This is a genomic window from Streptomyces sp. NPDC102467 (assembly GCF_044765445.1).
Classification (GTDB): domain Bacteria; phylum Actinomycetota; class Actinomycetes; order Streptomycetales; family Streptomycetaceae; genus Streptomyces.
Genome location: NZ_JBIWKA010000020.1, coordinates 53,806 through 73,686 on the forward strand (window position 1 = coordinate 53,806; position 19,881 = coordinate 73,686).

Annotated in this window: 12 protein-coding genes; 5 read left to right on the forward strand and 7 right to left on the reverse strand. The window is 71.6% G+C overall.

The window, feature by feature from the left end; all coding sequences use genetic code 11:
* Positions 1-14 precede the first annotated feature (14 nt).
* Together ACIREE_RS34880 and ACIREE_RS34885 are read right to left on the reverse strand one after the other, a co-directional pair.
* Positions 15-3,911 (reverse strand): Pls/PosA family non-ribosomal peptide synthetase, encoded by a 3,897-nt coding sequence (locus ACIREE_RS34880; RefSeq protein ID WP_404161498.1) that lies wholly within the window; start codon positions 3,909-3,911, stop codon positions 15-17.
* Between the two features lie 230 nt (positions 3,912-4,141).
* Complete coding sequence (locus ACIREE_RS34885) at positions 4,142-5,503, reverse strand: aminopeptidase C (protein ID WP_404161501.1); 1,362 nt, start codon at positions 5,501-5,503, stop codon at positions 4,142-4,144.
* Between the two features lie 376 nt (positions 5,504-5,879).
* Between ACIREE_RS34885 and ACIREE_RS34890 the strand changes: the two genes are divergently transcribed.
* From ACIREE_RS34890 to ACIREE_RS34900, 3 genes are read left to right on the forward strand one after another with little or no spacing between them, the layout of a single operon-like run.
* Positions 5,880-6,227, forward strand: coding sequence for a hypothetical protein (locus ACIREE_RS34890; RefSeq protein ID WP_404161504.1), 348 nt, complete (start codon positions 5,880-5,882; stop codon positions 6,225-6,227).
* 5 nt (positions 6,228-6,232) lie between these two features.
* Positions 6,233-7,261: a hypothetical protein gene (locus tag ACIREE_RS34895; RefSeq protein ID WP_404161507.1), complete on the forward strand. Its 1,029-nt coding sequence runs from the start codon at positions 6,233-6,235 to the stop codon at positions 7,259-7,261.
* Positions 7,258-8,928: a hypothetical protein gene (locus ACIREE_RS34900; RefSeq protein WP_404161510.1), complete on the forward strand. Its 1,671-nt coding sequence runs from the start codon at positions 7,258-7,260 to the stop codon at positions 8,926-8,928. Before ACIREE_RS34895 ends, ACIREE_RS34900 begins: the two co-directional genes overlap by 4 nt.
* Here ACIREE_RS34900 and ACIREE_RS34905 read toward each other — a convergent pair.
* Complete coding sequence (locus ACIREE_RS34905) at positions 8,912-10,699, reverse strand: APC family permease (protein WP_404161513.1); 1,788 nt, start codon at positions 10,697-10,699, stop codon at positions 8,912-8,914. The two genes, ACIREE_RS34900 and ACIREE_RS34905, sit on opposite strands and share 17 nt — an antisense overlap.
* Before the next feature lie 539 nt (positions 10,700-11,238).
* Here ACIREE_RS34905 and ACIREE_RS34910 point away from each other — a divergent pair.
* Positions 11,239-13,584 (forward strand): DHA2 family efflux MFS transporter permease subunit, encoded by a 2,346-nt coding sequence (locus ACIREE_RS34910; protein ID WP_404161516.1) that lies wholly within the window; start codon positions 11,239-11,241, stop codon positions 13,582-13,584.
* On the opposite strand, the gene ACIREE_RS34915 is transcribed toward ACIREE_RS34910, so the two are convergent.
* The 3 genes from ACIREE_RS34915 to ACIREE_RS34925 all read right to left on the reverse strand — a co-directional run bounded on the left by ACIREE_RS34915 (position 13,500) and on the right by ACIREE_RS34925 (position 17,409).
* Positions 13,500-14,360, reverse strand: a complete 861-nt coding sequence (locus ACIREE_RS34915; RefSeq protein ID WP_404161518.1) for an aKG-HExxH-type peptide beta-hydroxylase — start codon at positions 14,358-14,360, stop codon at positions 13,500-13,502. The two genes, ACIREE_RS34910 and ACIREE_RS34915, sit on opposite strands and share 85 nt — an antisense overlap.
* 272 nt (positions 14,361-14,632) lie before the next feature.
* Positions 14,633-15,661, reverse strand: coding sequence for an endonuclease/exonuclease/phosphatase family protein (locus ACIREE_RS34920; RefSeq protein ID WP_404161811.1), 1,029 nt, complete (start codon positions 15,659-15,661; stop codon positions 14,633-14,635).
* Between the two features lie 101 nt (positions 15,662-15,762).
* Positions 15,763-17,409 carry a Na+/H+ antiporter gene (locus ACIREE_RS34925; RefSeq protein ID WP_404161520.1) on the reverse strand — a complete coding sequence of 549 codons (1,647 nt, stop codon included), beginning with the start codon at positions 17,407-17,409 and terminating at the stop codon, positions 15,763-15,765.
* A 199-nt stretch (positions 17,410-17,608) separates the two neighbouring features.
* Here ACIREE_RS34925 and ACIREE_RS34930 point away from each other — a divergent pair, with 199 nt between their 5' ends.
* Entirely contained in the window at positions 17,609-18,640 is a 1,032-nt protein-coding gene (locus ACIREE_RS34930; RefSeq protein ID WP_404161523.1) for an NlpC/P60 family protein, read from the forward strand.
* A gap of 47 nt (positions 18,641-18,687) precedes the next feature.
* Here the strand turns inward: ACIREE_RS34930 and ACIREE_RS34935 are convergent, their stop codons facing one another.
* Entirely contained in the window at positions 18,688-19,863 is a 1,176-nt protein-coding gene (locus tag ACIREE_RS34935) for a damage-control phosphatase ARMT1 family protein (protein ID WP_404161526.1), read from the reverse strand.
* Positions 19,864-19,881 lie beyond the last annotated feature (18 nt).

Genomic DNA, 19,881 nt, shown 5'->3' on the forward strand with positions numbered 1-19,881 from the left:
GGCCCGCCACCGCATCAGGGGCGCCAGGCCTCGATCGGGTTGCCCAGCCAGCGGGTGTCCGCCGGTACCGACTCGCCGGCCATCACGAGGGAGGCGGGGCCCAGGGTCGAACGGGCTCCGATCTCGCTGCCGGGCAGCACGATCCCGCCCGGGCCCAAGGTGGCGCCCTCACGGATAACCACAGTATCCGTCCGCAGGATCCGATCATGGAAGAGGTGTGTCTGCAGTACACAGCCCCGGTTCACGCTCACCGCGGGTTCGAGAGTGACCAGATCGGTCTCCGGCAGCCAGTAACTCTCGCACCACACGCCCCTTCCGATGTGTGCGCCGAGCCCGCGCAGCCACAGGTTCAGGAGCGGGGTGCCGGGGACTGCTCCGGCGAGCCAGGGCACGGCGACCATCTCGACGAACGTGTCGGCGAGTTCGTTGCGCCAGACGAAGCCGCACCAAAGAGGGTGCTCTCCGGTCCGGTGCCGGCCGACGAGCAGCCACTTGGCGACGACGGAGGCGAGAGCGCCGAGCGCGCCGGCGCCGAGCAGCACCGCCCCGGACAGCAGTGCCGCGAGCCACCATCCGTGTGCCGCGGCCGCGGCGAGCAGCGCGACGGTGAGAAGCACGAGTGCCGCCGAGCAGAACACCGGCACGACCCGGCACGACTCGACCAGGGCGCGGGCCAGTTTCAGGCGGGCGGGCGGCGCGTAGGTGCGGCTGTCGTCGCGGGCGGCGGCCGCCCGGGGCAACTCGACCGGCGGAAGCCCCAGGTAGGAGCTGCCCTTCTTGGCCTTCTTGGGGGTGGCCGAGAGCACGCCGATCAGGCCGTCGTCGGGCACGGAGCGGCCGGGCGCGGTCATGCCGGAGTTGCCGAGGAAGGCACGCCTGCCGATCTCGGCGCGGCCGATCCTGACCCAGCCGCCGCCGAGTTCGTACGGGGCGGTCAGCGTGTCGTCGGCGAGGAAGGCGCCTTCGCCGACCGTGGTCAGGCTGGGCAGCGCGAGCACGGTGGACACTTCGGCGCCGCGTCCGACGCGCATGCCGAGCAGCCGCATCCAGACGGGGGTGACGAGCCCCGCGTACAGCGGGAAGAGGATCTGCCGGGACAGGTCCATGAGCTGGGTGACCGTCCACGCCTGCCAGCCGACCCGGCTGTGGGTGGGGTGGGTGCCGGTGTGCAGGCCGAGGCTGAGCAGTCGTACCCCGGCGAGGATCAGCACGGCGTAGGCGAGGCCGAAGGCCAGGGTCGCGGGGACCAGCGCGAGGGCCGCGCCGCGTACGGCCTCGCCGAGTGCGGCCCCAGCGGGCACATGGCCGCGCGCCACGAACAGCGCGGGGACCGCGGCCGCGACCGGCAGCAGGCTGAGTGCCACGCCCGTCACGCCGTACATCGCGCGCCAGTGCACCGCGCGCGGCGGTCGCTCCGTCGGCCAGTCGCGCTTGGCCTTGCCGAGCTTGAGCGCGGGCGCTCCCGCCCAGCGCTGACCGGTCGGGATCTGTCCGCGGACGGCCGATCCCGCGGTGACCTCGGCGCGCTTGCCGACCCGGGCGCCCGGGAACAGGATGCTGCGGGTGCCGACGGCGGCTCCCACGCCGACCTTGACGGCGCCGATCTCCAGGCGGTCGCCGTCCAGCCAGTGCCCTGACAGGTCCACCTCGGTCCCGACGGAGCAGCCGCGGCCGAGCTTGAGCAGGCCGGTGACCGGGGGCAGCGAGTGCAGATCGACGTCGGCGCCGACCCTGGCGCCGAGTGCACGGGCGTACCGCTCCAGCCAGGAGCCGGTCAGCGAGGTCGCGCCGCTGTACTCGGCGAGGCGTTCCGCGGTCCACAGGCGCAGGTGGACGGAGCCGCCGCGCGGATGGCTGCCGGGTTCGACACCGCGCAGGAGCAGCCGGGCGCCGCCCGCCGCGATGGCCAGGCGTCCGGGCGGGCTGTACAGGACGAGGGCGCCGACGGCGATCGGCCACCAGGAGGCGGACGGAGCCCACGGGTAGGATCCGAGGTGGTGCAGGACGTTGCCGAGTGCGGCGAGTGCGACGGTCCAGCGCAGGCCGACGAGAGTGAACAGCGGGAGCAGCAGGCCCACTTGGGCCGCCTGGGTGCGCAGGGGCACGGGAGCTACGGTCCGTGCCGCCCCGTCGTCCTGCACGGACTTCTCGAGCCGGCGGGCGAGCTTGCGCAGGACGGGCCGCTCGTAGATGTCGATGACGGCGGCGCTCGGATAGCGCGTGCGCAGCCGGGTGGTGAGCTGGGCGGCGGCCATGCTGGTCCCGCCGATCGCGAAGAAGTCGTCGAGCGCGCCGGTCACGGGGATGCCGAGGGTCTCGCTCCACTGCTCGGCGAGCCAGGCCTCGGTGCCGTACAGCTGCTCGACCGCGGCGCCGTTGTCGAGACCGGGCAGCGGCCAGGGCAGCGCGTTGCGGTCGACCTTGCCGGAGGTGCGGGTGGGCAGCTCCTCGACGGGGGCCAGCAACGGCACGAGCGCGGCGGGCAGTTCGGCGCGCAGTCGCCCGACGGCGGCCGCGTGGTCGAAGCCGTCCTGGGTGACGAGGTAGCCGACGAGCAGTTGGTTGCCGCCGCGGGCCGTGCGCACCGCGGCGGCCGCGCCCGCGACGCCGGGCAGCGCCTGCAGGGCGGCGTCGACCTCGCCGAGTTCGATGCGCCGCCCGCCGAGCTTGATCTGCTCGTCGCCGCGGCCGAGGAAGATCAGGCCCCCCGGTTCCGCCCTCACGAGGTCACCGCTGCGGTACGCGCGCTGCCAGCCCATCGACTCAAGCGGTGCGTACTTCTCGGCGTCCTTCTCGGGGTCGAGATAGCGGGCGAGTCCCGCGCCGCCGATGACGAGCTGGCCGCTCTCGCCCATCTGCACGGGGCGGCCGGCCTCATCGACGACGACCAACTCCCAGCCGTTCAGGGGCAGTCCGATCCGGATCGGCTCCTCGCCTGTCATCAGGGCGGCGCACGCGACGACGGTGGCCTCGGTGGGGCCGTAGGTGTTCCACACCTCGCGGCCCTCGGTGACCAGGCGCTGAGTGAGCTCCGGCGGGCAGGCCTCGCCGCCGAAGATCAGCAGGCGTACGTCGCCCAGCGCCTCGGGTTCCCACAGGGCGGCGAGGGTCGGCACGGTGGAGACCACAGTGATCTCCTGCTCGACCAGCCACGGCCCGAGGTCGGCGCCGCCGCGCACCTGCGAGCGCGGTACCGGTACCAGGCAGGCGCCGTGGCGCCAGGCCAGCCACATCTCCTCGCAGGAGGCGTCGAAGGCCACGGAGAGTCCGGCCATCACGCGGTCACCGGGGCCGATCGGCTCCTCGATGAGGAACAGCGCCGCCTCGGCGTCCACGAACGCGGCGGCGCCGCGATGGCTGACCGCGACGCCCTTGGGCCTGCCGGTCGAGCCGGAGGTGAAGATGATCCACGCGTCGTCGTCGGGCCCGGGCCGCGCGGCCGGGACGTCGGCCGGCTTGTCGACGGTGAAGTCGTGTCCCGCGCCGATGACGGTACGGACCTCCGCCTCGCCGAAGACGAGGTCGGCACGTTCGTCAGGATCCTCCGCGTCGACCGGAACGTAGGCGGCGCCGGCGGCGACGACGGCGAGGATCGCGATGTACAGCTCGTTCGTACCGCTCGGTACGCGGACCCCGACCCGGTCGCCCAGGCCGACTCCGGCCGCGTCGAGCCCGCGCCGTAGCTGTTCCACTTCCGTGGCCAGCGCGCGGTACGTCAGCTGTCGGGTGCCGTCGTCGAGGGCGGGCTCGTCGGCGTGCGAGCGCACCGTCGCGTCGAGAACGTCCAGGAGGGTGCGCGGCTGTGCCGCGCCGCCCGCGGTGAAGAAGGCAGGCTCCCCGAAGGGCTCGTTCGTCCCGGCCATCTCCGCGGCGAGCAGGCTGAGTTCAGCATTCGCGCGCGTGGCGTCCATCGGGTCCTATCGTCGAAGGCCGTGGGTCCCCGAGAGCTCACCGTGCCGCCCCCGGTTTGCCCGAGGTTGTCCGGCCCTGGGGCCAAACAACCGGCAAAGCCTAGTCGGTTCGCACGCAGGCGGCACCGCGGAGCGAGGAAGGTCACCTCACCTGCCTCGGTCCGCGCCCCGCATACCCTCGATGCCGCACCCCGCCCGGCGTTCGACGACGGTGGACGAGCCGAACGCGCTCAGTCCGCGAGCGCGCCCATGGGGTCCCAGGCCGGCAGGACGATCGGCGGGTCACCGAGGACGGCGGCCAACTCCGGCGGCAGCGCGGAACGCCGCACCGCGACCTCGAAGACGTGCTCGCCGAACCACGAGTCGTTCATCGTCCAGAAGCCGTTGTCGGCCTTCTCGTCGCCCCAGCTGTTCTCGACCCGCCAGCGGCGCGGCGCGCCGTCGATCACGTCCACGCCGGTGAACAGCATGGCGTGCGTCATCTGCGTCTCGTGGTGGAGGAGCCTGGCCGCCTTGTCCATCTCGAACGACGCCTCGTAGACCGCTTCGTAGTCGTAGAGGTCGGCGTCCCAGAGACCGAGGTCCGCACGCATCATCCGGCCGACGTCACAGCCGAACCAGACGGCCTCGCCGCCGACGACGGCTTCCATGCTGAGACGCTTCAGCACGTCCATCTCCACGTTGAGGTAGACCACCGGCGGAGCCTCGACGATGTTGCCCAGGTACTCGACGGTGAAGGTCCGGCCGACCGGGCTCGACTCCCTCGGGTCGTGGACGAGACACACGTATTCGTCGAGGGGTATCTGTACGTACTCCGCGGCGAACTCGGCCGGCGTCATCCAGCCGTCACGGTGGAACTCTTTGTCCTTGTCCCGCCACTGCCACAGAAACCGCTGCGGCGGCGTACCGAGGTGAATGCTGAGCACCCGGTGAACGGCGGCCAGTACCTCCCCCTTGTGCGCACGCTGTGCCGCGACCCCCTCGGAGGCCATGCGGCGCAGATCCCGGGCGCCCCGGCGGAGCAGGCTCTTCAGGGCCCGGTTCATCGGCCCCGTCGCCGACGAGCTGTCCGTCTCCGGCATCGCCGACTTCGGCACCAGGCCGTGCTTGGCGACCAGTGCCACGAACATGTTCCACTGGCCGCCGTCACTGATGGGGTCCGTGAGCAGGTGCGCCACCGTCCGGTCGTCGACGTCACGGCCGGAGGTCTCGACGATGCTCTCCAGGAAGTGGTTCGCCCGCTCGAACTTGTCCCACCAGAGCACGTAGTTCTGCGAGAACTCGAAGTCCTTGACGCCGAGCTTCCGCGCGGCGCCGACGCGCAGCAGGTTCAGCCCGGCGAACATCCAACAGCGGCCGCTCTTCTTCTGGTTGGTGACCTTCCAGTCGTCCAGGTGGTGTGAGACCGAGTGGTCGGCGGCGGTCACGATCCGCCGGTCAAGGGCGATGTCGTCCACGGGTGTCTGGGTCACGGCGTTCTGCATCAGCCGGTTCGCCGGCCGGGAGGCGAACTCCTTCTCGAAGACCTCGAGTTGTGCGGCGGTGAGGCTGCGGTCCATGGCTTGGCGGGCGTGCGAGTGTCCGAGCGTCACAGTGATCCGGTTCCCGTTCTCGAGTCGGCCCGTGATCGCGCGGGCCCGGGGCAGGCAGGAGGGGCAACTCGGTGTCACCGTCGCACGGCCGTTCCGCCGCAGTCAACGGCGTTGCCGACGCGAACACCGCGGTGACCTGCCGTTTCCGGGCCGCGCCGGTCAACGGGCGAGCGCCGCCATAGCGCCGCCGGCGGTGACGGCGAACCGCGCAGCTTCAACACCCCTGGGCGATCGGGGACCGTCAAGTCACGCCCATGAAACGGGTGTTGGCCTGTGTCATGAGCCTGTAACGGCAACCGGCCCCCTCTCGCGCCGGACAGGACCGGCTGGCAGACTACGGAGAGGTTCAGACCGCCGCGGGGGAGGAACGGACGGCATGACAGCGACGATCTCCGTCAGGGTCGAGGGCCCCGTCGGGCTCGACGAGCCCGATGAACTCCTCGCCGAACTGGGGCGGGAGACCGGACTTCAGTGGCGGCTCGACGTGCCGGACGAGGACGGGGGCACGCTCGACGGGGGTCTGAGCGCGGCTCTGCTCATCGCGGCGCTCAGCAGCGCCACCACCACTGTGGTGCAGGCGGCGGTCCAGCGCGCGATCGACAGCTGGCGTGCGCGCAGGCTCGATCCGCCGCCGGTCACCATCATCGTCCTCCCACCACCGCAGCCGCCCCGGCCCCCGGCCGCCGCCGACGGGGAGCGCCCCGCCGCGCCCGAGGGGAGCTGAGCGTCATGGCCTCACGCGCGCTGGTGATAGGCGTCGGGAGCTACGACGAGCACTCCGGGATGAGCGGGTACCCGACGATCGAGAGGAGCGCCCGCGCCTACGGGGACACCCTGGCGCGGGATCCGCGGTGGGGCGACGCGGCCCGCTCGGTGATCCTCTCCGGTGACGCGGCGCGTTCATCGGACGGCGTGATGCGCGCGCTGCAGGACGCGGCGTCGGCGGGCGAGGGACCCGAGGACACGTTGCTCGTGGTGTACGTGGGCCACGGCGCGTACTGGAAGGACGTACCGGGGGGACAGGTCCACTTCGCCGTGGGTTCCTCGCGCGTCAACGAGCCGTGGACGTGGCTGTCGTCCTGGTACGTGTACCGGGCCATCCGGCAGAGCAGGGCCGGGCTCAAAGTCCTCATCACCGACTGCTGTTACTCGAATCTGCTGCCCCACCTCGGCCCGGAGTCCCCGCTGCCGGGCGTCCTGGGCACCCGCTCCGACGGAACCTGCGTCTTCACCGCGGTCGGCGGCCACGTGCACAACGCGTCGGCCGACGCCTGCGCCAACCTGCCGAGCCCGCTCGACGGCTGCACCCCCTTCAGCGGACATCTGCTGAACGTGCTCGGTCAGGGCATGTCCGAGCACGACGACGACCTCACGCTCGGCGCCCTGCGCGCCGGCATCGACGAGGGCATGCAGGCGTGCGGGGTCCATGACGCGCCCCGGATGCTGCTCAACGACGCCTCCGAGGCGGCGTCGCTGTTCACCAACCACGCCAAGGGCCGCCGCACGCCCGGCCGTGAGCCGCAGACCGAGGACGACTGGGTGCGCGAACTCAGGCTGTACGGCGAGCGGAAACTGCGCAGCCTGATGCGGGAGCCGGCGCTCGCGGGCCGTGTGGTGGTGCGCCTCAAGTCCGGTGACGAGCAGAGCCGCGACCTGGCGAGCCGGGTCGAGCGCGGCGCCGCGGCCCTGCTGTCGAACCCGGTGGACTTCGTCCGCTACTGGGGTGAGATCGAGCCCGCGTTGCTGGGCGGCGGATGAGCGGCCGGGACGGCGCCCCGGGCGCGCGCCGCACCCATCTGCTCTTCCAGCCGGATGTCGCCAAGCTGCTCACCGAGGACTATGCGTGGGTGACCCAGGTCGACGGGCCGCAGTTCGCCCGGATCCTCGACCAGATGCGGTCCACCCGCAGCGAGGCCATGGCGATGCGCGCGCTCCACGCCTTCGCTCTGCGCCGCAGCGTCGACGACCTGGTGGACCTGTCGGACGGGTTCGACGCCCGGGACGCGGTCATGATCATGGCGACCGCCGCCCTGGCGCGCCCCGTCAGCGAGGCGGCCGAACTGGCCATGCTGCAACAGGTTCGGGAGACCGGCCGCCGGAGCGCGCCGATCACCGCGAGCCTCGTCCATGACGTCGCCTGCCAGCGCACGGCGTTCGACGTGGCGGTCTTCGTGCGGGTCGTCTACGAGCAGTACCCCGAGATCGCGGAGCGCACGGTGGCGGTGTTCGCCGGCCCCGGCTCGGGCCGCACCAATCTCGACAAGGTGCTGCTGCACACCGCGCTGCTCGACGAGAAGTGCCCTCTCCAGGCCGACCGGCTGCTGGAGCTGACGCTGCACGCCGTCGCCACCGACGGGCCCGGGGGCCCGGAGGAACAGGGCGAGGAGATCGCCGACCTCGCGGGGGCGTTCCTGCACTTGAGTCCGCACGGGCAGATTCTGGAGACGTGGGCGCAGGCGCAGCTGAGTGCGCCGGACGCCCGGCAGGTGGACCACGCGCGGCAGTTGATCGCCCGGCTGATCGCCCGGCGCGGCTCGGGGCACGACGCTCTGGCGGCCCACATCGGCCGCACCGCGCAACCGCGTGACGTGGTCAAACTCTGCGCCCTGCTGACCCGCGAGGAGAACTCCCCCGCCAAGTGCGCTCTGCTGCGCCACCACGCCGCCGGGCACACGGACGTCCAGGGTCTGGCCAAGCTGATCTCGCTGTGGCACCGGGACCCGGTCCTGACGACGACCACGCGTGATCTGCTGACCGACATCGTGACGGTCCCGGTCGGCGTCGACGGCGCGCCGCGTTCCCTCGATGTCCTCGCCCAGCTGTGCGACTGGCTGAACGAGGAGGAGAGCGGGGACGACACCTGCGCGGCCCTGCTGTGCCACATCGCCGCCGTCCAGGTGCGCGGCCGCTCCGGGAGCGAGCTGGCCGAGCTGCTGAACCGGATCAAGCGCGTCCGCGAGCGCGCCCGGGCCGCGCACGAGGTGGGGCGGCAGCTGGCCGTCACCGTGATGGAGCCGCTCGGCGACCAGCAGTGGTTCGTGGACTGCCTGCGCGTGCTGCACCAGAGCCGGCACGGCGAGGCGGTGGGCGCCGCGTGCCGCGAACTGTCCGACCCGTCACCGGAGTTGACGGCCGATGCGGTGCTCGTCGCCGATGTCGCGGCGCAGCTGCACATGGTGGGCCTGGAGAAGGTGGCCTGGACGCTGCTCGAACGGTTCCTGGAGAACGAGCAGTTGGTGCAGCCGACCGATGTGCTCGCCGTGGCGGACCGCATCCTGGCGATCCCGCTCCCCGAAGCCGAGCTGCTGTTGCGGGCCACCGTGGGGCGCTGGTCGGACGTGCTGCACCGCGACGAGGCGATCGACGCCCTCCGCTCGGCCGGCCGGCGCGAGGCCGCCGACTGGATCGTCAGGTCCTTGCGCTGATCCGGGGTGGCGCGCTCCGTTCGTCGTGCCGGGTGGGCAGCGTGGGCCTCACCTCCTTCATGTAGCGACGGGCGGCCCGCACGAGCAGCGGGAAGACCACGACGGCCGACAGCACGGACGCGGATCGCGTCACCGTCACGATGTCGTCCCTGAACGCGTCATGAAGCGCCGTGCAGATCAGGAGCACGCACAGATGGCCGGCCAGCAGCAGCAGCGGCGGTACCGCGGGATCGCCGCGGCGGGTGAGACGGGACAGGTGCTCGCGGGCGTCGTAGTGGCGCAGCATCCGCCCGACGTAGGGCAGGTCGCGCACGGCCAGCCAGGGCAGCGCGAGCAACAGCGCCGAGCCGATGCCGACGCCCGCCATGCCCCGCCACACGTCGGCCCAGCCCGCCTCGTGGAGCACCACCGCGATCGACACGAACGCGCAGTACGCCAGGGACCAGTGCACCGCCCTGCGCAGGCCGGTCACGTCGGCGCCGGGCAGCGCCACGAGCACCACGCCCGGCATCGCGTAGACCACCATGATCGGCACGCTGTTGAGGGCGACGAGCTCCTCCCAGTTGCCGCGGACGACGGCGAGCGAGGCAAGTCCTATGACGAGATTGACGATGAGGATCATCCAGTACGCGTCGATCTCGCCGCCCCGGAACCGGAACGAGGCCCGGCGCGCCGTCTGCAGTCCGCGATGGGTGAGGTGGGCGCGGCTGAGGGCGGCGACCTCGCGGGTCAGCGCGTGGGTGAAGACGATGCCGGAGCCCAGCGGGGACAGCACGGCGTTCAGCCGGATCAGCCAGGCCAGCCAGGTCATCGACGCGGCGGTGGCGAACTGGGCGTACGGCGACTGCAGCATGTCGGCGGTGAGCGATCCGCAGTGCCGGGAGAACACGTACTGCAGCGCCGTGTACAGGGCGACGGCCCCGACCAGGGTGCCGTAGACGGCCCAGCGCAGGCGGGCCGCCTCGCCCATTCCGCGCCGCTTGACGTTGCCCGCGAAGTCCAAGGGGGCCTGGAAGCCGATGTACGCGTAGATGATGCCGCCGCCGAGCACCACGTACAGGGGCGAGAACTGTCCGGCCTGGCCGCGCAGGTGCTGGGCGCTGCCCGACTGGCCGCTGAGGTACCACACCTGGTCCGGGGCGCAGCCGCGGACGGTGTTGGTCGCGGCGAGGGTGAGACAGCCGATGATGAGCAGCGGGACGAGCACCTTGACGATGGTGATGAACAGGTTCAGCCGGATCAGCCGTCGGGCCGGCAGCAGGTTGAACCCGACGATCGCCACCATCAGCACGACGGCGAAGAGCGCGCCGGCGACCGAGAGGTCGTAGGCGTGTTCCATGCCGTGCGGGGACAGGCCGCCGACGTCCGCGCCCGCGTGTCCGCTGCGCAGCAGTGACGGGAACCAGTGGGAGAGGCCGCGCACCATGGCGGCGGCCTCGCTCGCCGGGTTCACCGCGTAGACGATCCACAGCGCCGCGGCCACGACGGTGGCCACGAGCGGCCCCGCGGCCTGCAACGGAAGGAAGATCAGGCCGCCGGTCTTGGGCGCGGCGATTCCCAGCTCGACCATGACGGCGGCGATCAACAGCATCAGGGCGCCGCCGATGACCCACGCCCACACGGCGTCCCGGCCGGCCGCCCAGTGCGCCTGCCCGGCCGCGAGCAGCCACCCCGATCCCACGACGCCGCCCGCCGCGAGCCCCACCAGATCAAGGGCGGACAGCCGCCGCCCTTCGTCCACGTCCTCCACCGAACCGCTCCGGGCTCTCATGCTGCCCAACTCCCTCCCCCACCCCCGGAGTTACGGGCTGGCCAGGGTATCGCCGATGCCGTCCGGAAAGCAGCTGAACAGCACGACGACCCGCGCGGGCGGCGAACGAAACGTTTGCGTTTCGATCGCTGAGGGGCGTAGCGTTTAGCGGTACGAAACCGTTTCGGTTCGCACACTCGCGGACGACCACCGCGAGCGAATCCACGCACCACCGTCAGGCAAGGAACGCATGGGGCCTCCCGTGAGGGCGCTCGACGCCTCCACCGCGCAGCCGCACTTCGGCAGGGCAGCGCTCCGTCGAGGGCGGGGCAGAACGCCCCGCCCGGTGAGACGGCCGTTGCCCCTCGAAGACCTCGGGACGCCGCCCCGGCCGTCCGCGGATGCCTGCCGCAGCCGTGCGTCGGCCCGGGACACGGGCGGTCTGGCCGGCACCGACCACCTCCGGCGCTACGCGGACACCGTCGTCCTCCCCTTGCTCCTGAGCGCCTGAACGCCGGCCCCATCCGGCTCCGAACCCCCACAGCCCCGGAGAACCACACATGTCCACCACCCTCGACGCGCCCGAGCGCCCGGTCCCGGTCGCACAGCCACCGGGCGCCCCCGTCGCGCACCACGTCCCCCACCGCTGGTGGGTCCTGGCCGTCATCGGCCTCGCCCAGCTGATGGTGGTGCTCGACGCCACCATCGTGAACATCGCGCTGCCGTCCGCCCAGGCGGACCTGGGCTTCTCCGACGACGGCCGCCAGTGGGTCGTCACCGCCTACTCCCTGGCCTTCGGCAGTCTGCTGCTGCTCGGCGGCAAACTGTCCGACCTCTTCGGGCGCAAAGCGACGCTGCTCATCGGGCTCGTGGGGTTCGCCGGCTCGTCCGCGCTGGCCGGTGCCGCCACCGGCTTCTCGATGCTCGTCGCGGGCCGTGCCCTGCAGGGCGTCTTCGGCGCGGTCCTCGCGCCGACCGCGATGGCGCTGCTGACCACGACCTTCACCGAACCCAAGGACCGCGCGCGGGCCTTCGGCATCTTCGGTGCCATCGCCGGTTCCGGCGGCGCCATCGGCATGCTGCTCGGCGGTTTCCTCACCGAGCACCTCGACTGGCGCTGGACGCTCTACGTCAACCTCGTCATCGCCGCCTTCGCGGTGGTCGGCGCGATCGTCTTCATCCGCAAGCCGGCCCCCACCGCCCGCCCCAAGCTCGACCTTCTGGGCACCCTGCTGGTCGCGTCCGGCGTCTTCGGCATCGTCTTCGGCTTCTCCAACGCCGAGACGCACAGCTGGAGCAACTGGCTGTGCTGGGCCTTCCTGACCGCGGGCGTCGTACTGCTCGCGCTCTTCTTCGTATGGCAGGCGCGGGCGAAGCACCCCTTGCTGCCGCTGCGGGTCCTCGCCGACCGCAACCGCGCCGCCTCGTACCTGAGCGTGTTCATCACCGGCGCGGGCATGTTCGGGATCTTCCTGTTCCTCACGTACTACCTGCAGACGGTCCTCGGCTACAGCCCGATGAAGACGGGCACGTCCTTCCTGCCGATGATCCTCTCGCTGATGGTGATGGCACAGCTCGCCACCATGGTGCTGATCCCGAAGCTCGGCCCCAAGCCGATCGTCCCGGTCGGCATGGGGCTCACCGCGGGCGGTCTGGTCTGGCTCACCGGCCTGGACGTGACCAGCACCTACACCGCGCACGTGCTGCCGCCGCTGATCATCATCGGGCTCGGCATCGGCATGGTGATGCCCGTCGCGATGAGCCTCGCCACCCTCGGGGTCGACCCGAAGGACCAGGGCGTCGCCGCCGCTACCGTCAACACCATGCAGCAGGTGGGCGGTTCGATCGGTACGGCACTGTTCAGCACGATGGCCGCGACCGCCGCCGACAACTACATCGCCGACCACGGCGCTTCGCGGGCCGACCGGGCCCAGGCCGCCGTCGAGAGTTACGCGACCGCGTACTGGTGGGCCGCCGCGTTCTTCGCCGCCGGTCTCGTCATCGCGCTCGTGATGTACCGCGCGGGCCGTCCGACGGCGCAGGCTCGGCAGACGTCCGACGCGGCCCCGGACGCCGGAGCCGATGACATCGCCGAGGCCGCTCCCGCGGCCGTCGCCCCAGCCCCGGCGATGGACGGTCCTGGGGTGCGCGGCCGGGTCCTCGACGGGGAGGGCGCCCCTCTGCCGGGCGCCGTCGTCACCCTGGTCGACCGCGCCGGTGCCCAGGTCGGCCGCGCCACCGCCGCCGGTGACGGCAGCTACGCGGTGTCGGCCCCGGCCGGCGACGGCGCAGGACACGTCCTCGTCGGCGCCTCCCCCGGCCGCGACCCGCACGTCGCCACGCTCGCCCTGCGCACGGACGGACCGGTCACCTTCGACCTCGTCCTCACCGGCAACGGCGGTCTCTTCGGCACCGTGCGGTCGGAGTCCGGTGCGGAGCCCGTCGCGGGCGCGCTGGTCGTCACCACCGACGAGCGCGGCGAGACGGTCGGATCGGCGCTCACCGACCCGGTCGGCGCGTACGCACTGCCCCAACTGCCGCCCGGCGCCTACACGTTCACCGCAAGCGCGGTGGGCTTCCAGCCCTACGCGGGAGCGGCCCACGTCACGGGCGGCAGCGCCACGCGACAGGACGCCGTGCTGCGCTCCGCCGCGTCGCTCACCGGCACCGTGCGGAGCACCGACGGCTCCCCGGTGAACGACGCCCGCGTCACCCTGCTCGACCAGGCGGGCAACGTGGTCGCCGTCCACACGACAGGCTCCGACGGCGCCTACGCGTTCGCGGGTCTGTCCGGCGCCACGTACACCGTGATCGCCAGCGGCTACCCGCCGGTGACGACGCCGGTCACCGTGGCGGCCGGCGGCGACCCGGGCGACCTCGACGTCGCGCTGAGCCACGGGAACTGACCCTCATCGCCGCGGGCGGGGCGGACACCTGCCCCGCCCGCGGCCGTCCTACGCGGGCAGCGCTGTCGCCGTCCCGTTCCGGTCGGACCAGGCCGGCCGGTGGGCCTGCGCCGAGACCGACGCCCTCCGTCGTGCCTCGGCAGCGACCGGCAGGCGGCACAGCGCGTCCAGGGTCCTGAGCATCCGATCGGCGAACCGGTGGCCCAGCGGGGTGAGGCACTCCGAGTCAAGGAGCTGCCAGGTCGCCTCACGCGCCGCGGCGCGCCACCGCGCGAACTGGACGTCGGCGGCGGTGCGGCTCTCCGCGTCGGGCGCCCCGTCTCCCGGCGCCGGTTCCAGAACTGGGCCACGCCCGTGTGCGCGTACGCCCCGTGGAAGAGAGCGAACGGCGGACGCGGGTCGGGGCGCCACGCCGTGTAGTACAACTCCGTGCCGCCCGGCTCGAACAGGTCGAAGAGGTGCGGCAGCGCCGCGAACTTGTTGTGCTGCGCCTCGTGTGCGAGCGGGCGACACCCAAGGTCACCGCGGCCACCACACCCGGCAGATCGTCGCGCAGGGCACGGGGATCGATGGCGCTGGTACTGCCGTACAGGCCGACGGCGAGCAGCAGGCCCGCGGCGAAGACGTAACCGCTGGTGCCGACGAGCGCCGAGGAGTCGAAGGCGACGCCGAGCCCGATACCGAGCACCAGCACACCGACGCCGAGGATCTGGATCCCCGACCCGCCGGCCAACAGCTGCCGCCCCCAGACGCGTACTGGCGTCACCACTGGGCACTCCCCCTACTCCGCCTCATCCCCTCCGAGCCCCGCGCACCTCTCATGTATCAGAAGCCGAACTCGCCTGTCACATAAGGAATTTGGGTGCACGCAGCTCCCGCACAGCCGCCCTCTCGGATCGTAGGCCGCCCGGCTGTCCCGCCGGAAGCCGCTCCCCAGCCGCTTTCCTCAGAAGATGCCCGCCGCCGGACCAGGCCGAACCTGCCCGGCGGGGCAACGTGGAGCGCGACCGGCATCGGAAGCCGACTCCGGGAGAGCCACCCCCTCTGATCAGGTGGCCCGACCCTGCGCCGGTAGCAGCGCCAGCACCGCGACGACCGCCCGGTGATCCGTATCCGGCACGGTGCGCTCGCCGACGGAGACCCCCGCCAGGCCGGGGCCGTGCAGAACGTGGTCCAGTTGGATAAGCGGCGGGACGAGAGCGTGGCCGACGGGCCAGGTGCGGGCCCATCCGTGGCCGAGTTCGGCATGGGTGTCCGTGAGGCCGGCCGCGAGCAGCCCCCGCATCGGGGTGTGGTCGAGGGACGCGTTGAAGTCGCCCAGGAACACGGTGTCCGGGCCGCCGCTCCGGGCCATCGAGGCAAGGGCCGTCATGTCCCGTGTCCAGCGCTTCGCGTCGCCGAGCGGGTAGTAGGTGTGTACGGCCACGAACCGCACGCTGCGCCCGCCGACCGCGATCTCGGCAGTCGTCTGCGGCCAGGCGGTGTCGCCCTGCGTCGGGCCGGCGTGGGACAGCGGATGGCGTGAGTAGATCGAGGAGTCGTACTCGGGGTGCAGTTCTTGGTAGGGCATCAGCGCACCGATGCCCGCCTTGTCGAGCGCGTCCACGCCTCGCGACGGCATTTGCTCCACGGCCAGCACATCGATCCGTTCGGTGCGGACCAGGTCCACCAGCGCACGGGGATCGGCGCTGCCGCCCTCGACGTTGATGCTGGCGACACGCAACTCGACCGAACCCGGCGGCACCTGTCGGCGCTCAGGTAGGAACCGTGGTGCCAACAGCACCACGTGGGCGAGGACCAGAGCCGTGACGACGGCCACGGCCCATCGCGACCGCAGGGCGGGAACGGCGACCAGCACGCCCCACACCAGCACACCGAGAACAGTCGCATAGGGAAAGAGCACCATGGGCACCGCGAGCGGCGTTCCCGCGTCGAGTCCCGTCAGCCGGACGACCAGCAGAGCAGCGGGTACGGCAAGCACGACACCACAGCTCACCCGCCCCCATGCCCGTCCGCGCCGGCCGAGTGTCCGCCGCCCGTCCGCGTCGCTCGGGGCGCCAGTAACCGTGCCCGTCATTCGTCCCCACTCCGGAGTCGTACCGGTGATCGTGATCATCGGTTCCCGGTACCTGGACGCCCACCCGGGCGCGCACGGTTCCGACCCGTCTCCTCGGGGTCTCACTCCACCGGAACGTGCCCCAGCAGATGGAGTTCCTCGGCGTCCAGGCGGCCCTGGAGGCGGCGCAGCACCGTGTCGTCGATGTCGCCCGTGTCGCGCAGGCGCACGATCACGGTGCGGCGCTCGGCGAGGAGGGCGAGGCTGAGGGCCGCGTGGTCGTCGGTGAGGCGCTGCGGGTGGACGGCACGTTCCTCGGGGTCGTCCGGGGTCGATGCGCAGCGCTGCGCCACGGCGTCGGCCTGCAACCGGTGGGCGCGCAGGATCGCTTCGCGCACGTCGGGCGCCGTCTCCAGGCGCGCGGCCAGCTCCGGCAGGGCCGCGAGCGCGGACTCGAACGCCGCGGACTCGGCGAGCCACTCCTCCCGGGCGACGGAACGGTCGTGCGGGAGCTTCGCCCAGCGCACCACCCAGGGCAGGATCAGCGCCTGCGCCATCGTCACGACGATCACCACGCCCGTGACGAAGACGATGAGCTGGCGGGAGGGGAAGGTGGCGCCGTTGTCGAGGTGGGAGGGGATACCGAGGGCCGCGGCGAGGGAGATGGCCCCGCGGAAGCCGGACAGGGCGCTCACGGTCAGGCGTCGCTGGGAGTACGTCGTACCCGACGCACGGGCGGTGCCCCTGCGGGCGATCCGGAAGAAGGCGGCGACGCCGAAGTAGTAGGCGAAGCGGACGGCGATGAGCGTACCGGCCACCGCGAATCCGGTGCCCAGGGCGCGGGGGATCTCGTCGTTGCCCATGGTGCGGACGGAGAAGTCGAGTTCGACGCCGATCAGCACGAACAGGGAGCCGTTGAGGAGGTAGGTGGCGACCACCCAGAAGTGCTGCGCCTGCACCCTGACCTCGGCACGTACGGTACGCGGCCCGCTCTGACTGAGCATCAGCCCGCACACCACGACGGCGACCACACCCGATGCGTCGATGTCCTCGGCGAGGAGGTAGGCGGAGAACGGGGCCAGCAGCATCAGCACCTGGCCGCGCAACGCGTCCGTCGTCGCCATCCGGACCCGCATCCACTGCACGGCGGTGCCCGTGACGAAGCCGATCAGCGCACCGCCGCCGTAGCCGAGCACGAACAGCCACCCGACGTGCGGGACGGTGACATGCTCCGTGCCGACGGTGACGCCGACGGCGATGCCGTAGACGACGAGCGCCGTACCGTCGTTGAGGAGGCTCTCGGCGCGCAGCAGTGTGATGTCCCGGCGGGGCAGCAGGCGGGCCACGACGTTGACCGCTGTCGCGTCGGTCGGTGCGACCGCCGCGCCCAGCGCCCAGGCGGGTCCCCAGTCGATGCCGAGCGTGTGCGCGACCCACGCCACCGACGCCGCCGAGGCGATGACCAGAAGCGTGGCCGCCAGAGCGACATCGGTGAGGTGGCGCCGGATCTCGCGCAGGGAGGTGTTGAGGCTTTCCCAGGCCAGGAGTGCGGGGAGGAACAGCAGCAGCACCACCTCGGAGGGCAGTTCCACCTTGCGGAGCGCGGGGAGCATTCCGAGCAGCACGCCCATGACCATGAGGACCACGGGCGGTGCGATACGCAACCGGTCGCCGAGCGCAGAGCCGATCAACACGGCGATGCCCAACAGCACGACAAGTTCGAGACCCAGCACGCGTTCCTCCTGCGCCACGTAGCGTCGAGTGGACATCACTACACGTGAGTTGTGTGCAAAGAATGCAGGCTATGGGACGAGATTTTTCACATCAGGCTTTGAACGGTCACAGGAAGGTCACTAAGGTCGGGCCTCGAACCTCCGCTCGATCACTCCCATGAGGTGAGTGACGGTGGAAGGGCTCCGTCCATTGGTGTGCTCTGTGGGCGGCTGGAGAAATAAGGAGCTCGCCTCCGTGGCGTCCCACCGTCGACCCAAGCAGCCGAACCGCACCCGCGTGACCGTGCTCACCGCGACCGCCGCCGCTGCCGTGGCCCTTACGTCGCAGGCCGCCAACGCGGCCCCCAAGCCCACGAAGAGCGAGGTCAAGGCGGAGGTCGGCAAGCTCTACCAAGAGGCGGAGCGGGCCACCAACCAGTACAACGGAGCCAAGGAGAAGCAGCAGAAGCTGGAGAAGGAGATCGGCCGTCTCCAGGACAAGGTCGCCCGCGAGCAGGGCGAGCTCAACGAAGTACGCAAGGGCATCGGGGCGATGGCCGGCGAGCAGTACCGCTCCGGTGGCATCGACCCCTCGGTCCAGCTCTTCCTCTCCGCCGACCCGGACGACTACCTCGACAAGGCGACCACGCTCGACTCGCTCTCCGCGCAGCAACTGAAGTCGCTGAAGACGGTCCAGGACAAGCAGCGCACGCTCGCCCAGGAGCGGGCCGAGGCCTCCGAGAAGCTCAAGGACCTCGCCGGGACCCGCACCGAGCTCGGCAAGAGGAAGCAGCAGATCCAGAGCAAGCTCAGCAAGGCACAGAAGCTGCTGAACTCCCTGACCGCCGCCGAGCGTCACGAGATGGCCGACGCCGACGCGCGCGCCGGCCGCTCCTCCGCGGGCCGTGTCGACCTCGGCAACGACGTGGCCGCCTCCAAGTTCGGTGCCGCCGCCCTGAACGCGGCCGCCTCCCAGATAGGCAAGCCGTACGTCCGTGGCACCTCGGGGCCCAACTCCTACGACTGCTCGGGCCTCACGCAGTGGGCGTACGCCCAGGCCCATATCCAGATATCCCGGGTCACGTACACGCAGGTCAACGACGGAACCCGGGTGGGCATGAGCGCACTGAAGCCCGGCGACCTGGTCTTCTTCAACAACACCGAGCATGTCGGCCTCTACGCGGGCAACGGCCAGGTGCTGCACGCGCCGTACCCGGGGGCCTCGGTGCGCTACGAGTCGATGAGCACGATCGGCAGCTTCCAGTTCGGCGTCCGCGTCGCCGGCTGATCGCGCCCGGCGCAACGGCTGCCCCGGCGATCAGCGCGAGCGCCACGTCATGGACGCGTCTGGATCAGCGCGTGCGTACCGTCCGTACGCCACCGCCGGTCGTGCGCGGCATTCAGAGCCGACTCCGTCGACGCATCGAGGCCGACGAGCACGTCGGACTTCAGCGTGCGCAACGCGGCCACCGGACCCGGGAAGTACGCGGTCCGCTCGGCGAACGAAGTGGTGGCGGGCCACAGCTGATCGCCCACCAGGCGCCGGTAGTTCAGATCGCCCTTCATGAGGGTCACCGCGGCCTGGGCGAAGTCACCGCGCAGGTCGTCGGGCATGTCCGCGTACGGCAGCGGCGCGCAGGAGAAGGCGTGCGCGCGGACCGTGATCCGTCCCCGCGCCATGGCCTCCCACAGGCGCTCGCCCACCGCATGCGCGGCGCCGTCGGCCTGGCGGAGGTGGCGTAGGCAATCGACGACGTCGGCGGTGGTGGCGTCGGACACGTAGTACGGGTACGGCTTGACGTGCAGGACGACCCGCTCGGCGTGGCCGTGGTGCAGCAGGTGGTCGATCAGGAGCAGGTCGGGGACGAGTTCACGTCCGGCATTGTCCGCGACCACGCAGACGGTCGCCGAAGTACCCGTGGCCAGCAGCGCCCAGAGCGACTGCGAGTCGTCGGCGACAAGCGGCGTGTCCGCGGCACCGTCCGGGGCACCGCCTGAAGCGATGCGGAAACCGAGATCGGCGCGATTGCCCCAGAGGGAGCCGTGCAGCAGCGCCTGCGCCTGGACTTCGACGGGCTCCTTCACGAGCCGATCCAGAGCCCGCAGCTCCGCCGCCGCCTCCGCGGTGCGCAGCTCGGCCTGCTTGAACGGGCGGAACGGGTCGATCCCCTGCCACGGCCCGGGTTCGAAGTAGCCGACGGCTTCGAGGAGTTGGCGGTAGAAGTAGCTCTCCACCCATAGGAACGGTGCGTCGAACCATGAGCGTCCGAAGTACCCCTGCCCCCAGTGCGCCCACTGCTCGGCATCGTGCGCGTCCGGGGCGAGCGGCTCGATCTTGCCCTCCGTGTCCTGCTTCAGGAGCGTGTCGAGCGCGGCGTGTTGTTCGGGGCTGTAGGGAAAGGCGTCGCGGACCTTCTGGATCAGAGCCGGATGCCGTTCGGCGATCACGCCCCAAGCGAAGGATCCCGGCTCGTTGCACAGGATGACGGGGGCGTCGGCGTTCTCGGACATGGGGGCAGGTCCTCCGGT